The 3,396-nt window shown below is 60.8% G+C and carries 3 protein-coding genes and 1 pseudogene; 3 read left to right on the top strand and 1 reads right to left on the bottom strand.

From position 1 onward, the window contains the following. The 3 genes from B3V69_RS20335 to B3V69_RS20325 all read left to right on the top strand — a co-directional run. The coding region (locus B3V69_RS20335; protein ID WP_296449540.1) for a 4Fe-4S binding protein at window positions 1–438 on the top strand (438 nt) is incomplete at its 5' end. Window positions 439–457: 19 nt separating this feature from the next. Beyond that, entirely contained in the window at window positions 458–1,207 is a 750-nt protein-coding gene (locus B3V69_RS20330; RefSeq protein WP_296449537.1) for a 2OG-Fe dioxygenase family protein, read from the top strand. A gap of 74 nt (window positions 1,208–1,281) precedes the next feature. Then, window positions 1,282–1,719, top strand: coding sequence for a universal stress protein (locus B3V69_RS20325; RefSeq protein WP_296449535.1), 438 nt, complete (start codon window positions 1,282–1,284; stop codon window positions 1,717–1,719). Between the two features lie 36 nt (window positions 1,720–1,755). Here B3V69_RS20325 and B3V69_RS20320 read toward each other — a convergent pair. Then, a pseudogene (locus B3V69_RS20320) lies at window positions 1,756–3,396 on the bottom strand (ribonucleoside-diphosphate reductase, adenosylcobalamin-dependent); the annotation flags it as partial.

Genomic DNA, 3,396 nt, shown 5'->3' with positions numbered 1-3,396 from the left:
GCCGAGCGCAACGTCACGGTCGCCATTGGCCACGGCAAGAAAGCCGCGCGCAACATCGACAGCTGGCTTCGCGGCGACGTGTATGCGCCACCACCGAAGACCGAGCTCGCCAGTTTTGACAAGCTCAACACCTGGTACTACAGCGACGCACCCAAGACGGTGCGCCCCATGCTGGACATGATCCGTCGCCAATCCACCTTCGAGGAGGTGCAAGGCGGACTCGATGAAAGCAACGCCTTGTTCGAGGCGCGGCGTTGCCTGTCCTGCGGCAACTGCTTTGAATGCGACAACTGCTACGGCGTGTGCCCGGACAACGCGGTCATCAAACACGGACCCGGCAAGGGTTTTGATTTCAACCTCGACTACTGCAAGGGCTGCGGCATCTGCGTCGCTGAATGCCCGTGCGGCGCCATCAAGATGGTGCCGGAAGATATTTGAGGCGTTAAGCTCAGGCTCCATGAGCACAACGTTTTCTCCTCCATTGGTCGCGCCCGGTGAACTCGCTGCGGTGTTGCGACAGCAAGGCTACGGCGTGCTGGACGCGCGTAGCGTGAGCCTTCTGAGCGGATGCCCGGTTGATGATCTGGACGCCTTGCGGCCTCTGTGGGCCGAACTTCCTACGGACCAGTACCTCAAGGATGGCGGTCACTACCGCCGACGTCGCCATTCCTGCTTCACGGTGCACGACGGGCAAGTGACCCAGGTGCCCCATCGGGCGCACTGGCAGCCGGTAGAGTACAACGCCTTGCATGGCGGCATGCAACGGTTGTTTGAGCCGATGTCACCCGAGTTGCTCACTCCGCCGGTGTGGAACCAATTGTTGCTGTGGCTGGGCGGTGTGTGCTCTGGTCTGAAAGGCGTTAAACCGTGGTTTGTGGAGGCGCACCAGTTTCGCATTGATACCACCGATGGTATCGGCCGACCCACGCCAGAGGGCGCCCATCGCGACGGTGTCGATATGGTTGCGGTGTTTCTGGTGAACCGAGAAGGGATCAAGGGCGGCGAGACTCGGGTGTTTGATGCTGATGGGCCGAACGGCCAACGCTTCATACTGACCGAGCCCTGGTCGGTTCTGCTGCTGGACGATTCGCGCGTGATTCATGAATCAACGCCAATTCAGCCGATACAAGCAGGCATGCAGGGCGGCCATCGTGATACGCTGGTCGTGACCCTGCGCGCCGCAGGTTTCCAGGCAGATAGTCGATGAGTTGATGATGGTCAAGCCTTTTCAGGCGAGTCAATCAGACACTTGACGCCATCAAATTACAAGGAGTTCTCATCATGTTCAATCACATACTCGTTCCCGTGGATGGCTCATCTACCGCACAACTGGCAGTTGAGAAGGCGATCGGTTTGGCCAAAGCCTTTGGCGGACGTGTCACGGCGATTTTTGTCATCGATCCCTACCCGTTTACCGGGGTGGGGACGGATTTTGCGTATGGCCAGGCCGAATACTTGAGTGCCGCTACCGCAGAGGCTAACGCGGCGATCAAGGCGGCGAAGACCGCGTTTGAAGGCGCCGGTGTCAGCGTGGATACCTCGGTGATTGAAGCTCACGCCGCCTGGCGGGGGGTGGTGCAGGCGGCCGAGTCAATGCAGGCCGATTTGATCGTCATGGGCTCGCACGGTCGCAGTGGCCTGGAAAAGCTGGTGCTTGGCAGCGTCACGCAAGCGGTTCTGGCGCACACCCGCCTGCCCGTTCTGGTGGTGCGCGACTGAACGCGCCGGGTTCAAGCTAACGGGCCAGAGCAGCCATCAACCGCATTGCCCAACATAGCCGCAAGCAGTACAGAAATCACAACCGTCCTTGTGAATGACGGTGGGGTTTCCGCACTCCGGGCAAACTTTGCCGGCCATGGTGCTTGATGTTCCCTGATTTTTTGGGGCGTCCAGCACGCCCATGTCGCGCAATGGAAAACCTTCCTCGTCCAGCACACCCAGCATGGCATAGCGGTGGATGATCAGGCGTGAGACATACGCCACCGTGGAGGGCCAGGTCTGCTGACGACGCTCACCGTGTGGCAGACCCGGCACGAAGGCCATGAAATGACCCAGTGGTTCGGCGTAGTTCAGCAGCTTGCGTAACTTCATGCCGATCCAGGCAGGATCGATCACCCGCATGTCCAGCGACAGCAGTCGGGCCAATCCATCAAGGGCTCTGGGGTAGTTGCCTGAGAAGCCCACGGCGCAAGGCCGGGTGACGATAGCGCCGTCATGGCCGGGCAGGGTAACTTCTTTGAGCGTGACCGTGAAGGCTTCGCCCGTGGCGGGATTGTCCACGTCGACCGACCACGCGAGCGTACCGGACGGGCCGGTTTGCGGCTCACCCCGGCTGAACATCGCATCCAGCACGGGTGTTGGTACCTTGGTGTCCTGGCCCGGCAGGGCTTTGAGTTGATCGCAGCGCCAGCGAATGACCGCTGCCGTGGCGGCAACCACACCGGGGAATAAACGGAGTTCACCGTGCGGTGGAAATGGCATCTCAAACGAATGCTCTTCTGCCACCGTGGCCAAGGCGTCCAGTTTCAATTGCAGCCACGCCGGGTCATTGGCACGCAAGTCCATGGAAAGCGTCTTCGAGAGTGCCCCCAAACCGCGCGGCTGGTCGGTGCCGTTGACCCACACCTCGAAGGGTTTCGGTGCGCCTCCTTCTTCGGGCGCCAGTTCGCCCACGAACAGTGCGAAGTCGCCAAACGGGTGGTGCACCATGAAAGTCCATGCCGGGTTGCCCGCAGGCAGTTCGGGGCGGCTCGGCCAGCGCAGGGACGACAACACAGGCGCGGGCAGGCGCTCCAGTGCCAAACGGTGATTGGCACCGTCGATTTGCAGGGGCGTCGCGGTAGTGGGTGCCGTGGTGGGGGTGACGCTCAGGACCGATCCCAACACCGAGTTAGGTCGGTAGGTGGCCAGACCCTTCAAGCCAGACAGCCATGCGTCCATGTACAGGTCCTGAAAGTCGGCATAGGGGTAATCCACCGGGACGTTGACAGTTTTGGAGATGGCGGTGTCAATGAAAGGCGCCACAACGGCCACCATCGCTTCGTGGGCCTGCGCGCTCATCTCAAGTGCCGTAACGAAGGCTGGCGTGAGTGCCGCATTTTCCCCACGCAGGTGGCGATAAAGACGCCAGGCGTGGTCCTCCACCGCATACTCTTTGAAGCTGCCGTCAGCCATGCGTTTTTTGCGGGTGTAAGTCCAACTGAACGCAGGTTCGATCCCGTTGCTGGCGTTATCCGCAAATGCCAAGCTGATGGTGCCGGTGGGCGCAATGGAGAGCAGGTGCGAATTGCGGAGTCCGTGAGCACGAACGCGTTCTTTCAAGGTGGCTGGCAAGCGTGATGCAAAGGTCTGGCCACTGAGGTACAGGTCGGCATTGAACAGCGGGAAGGCGCCGCG

The organism is Rhodoferax sp. UBA5149 (genome assembly GCF_002413825.1).
Classification (GTDB): Bacteria; Pseudomonadota; Gammaproteobacteria; order Burkholderiales; family Burkholderiaceae_C; genus Rhodoferax.
The sequence above is the reverse complement of the archived record's forward strand: the minus strand, read 5'-3'. Positions and strand labels throughout refer to the sequence as shown.

What these genes read in the sequence shown, in the direction of transcription:
- B3V69_RS20330 (WP_296449537.1), top strand. Translation starts at nt 458, where the DNA reads ATGAGCACAACGTTTTCTCCTCCATTGGTCGCGCCCGGTGAACTCGCT.
- B3V69_RS20325 (WP_296449535.1), top strand. Translation starts at nt 1,282, where the DNA reads ATGTTCAATCACATACTCGTTCCCGTGGATGGCTCATCTACCGCACAA.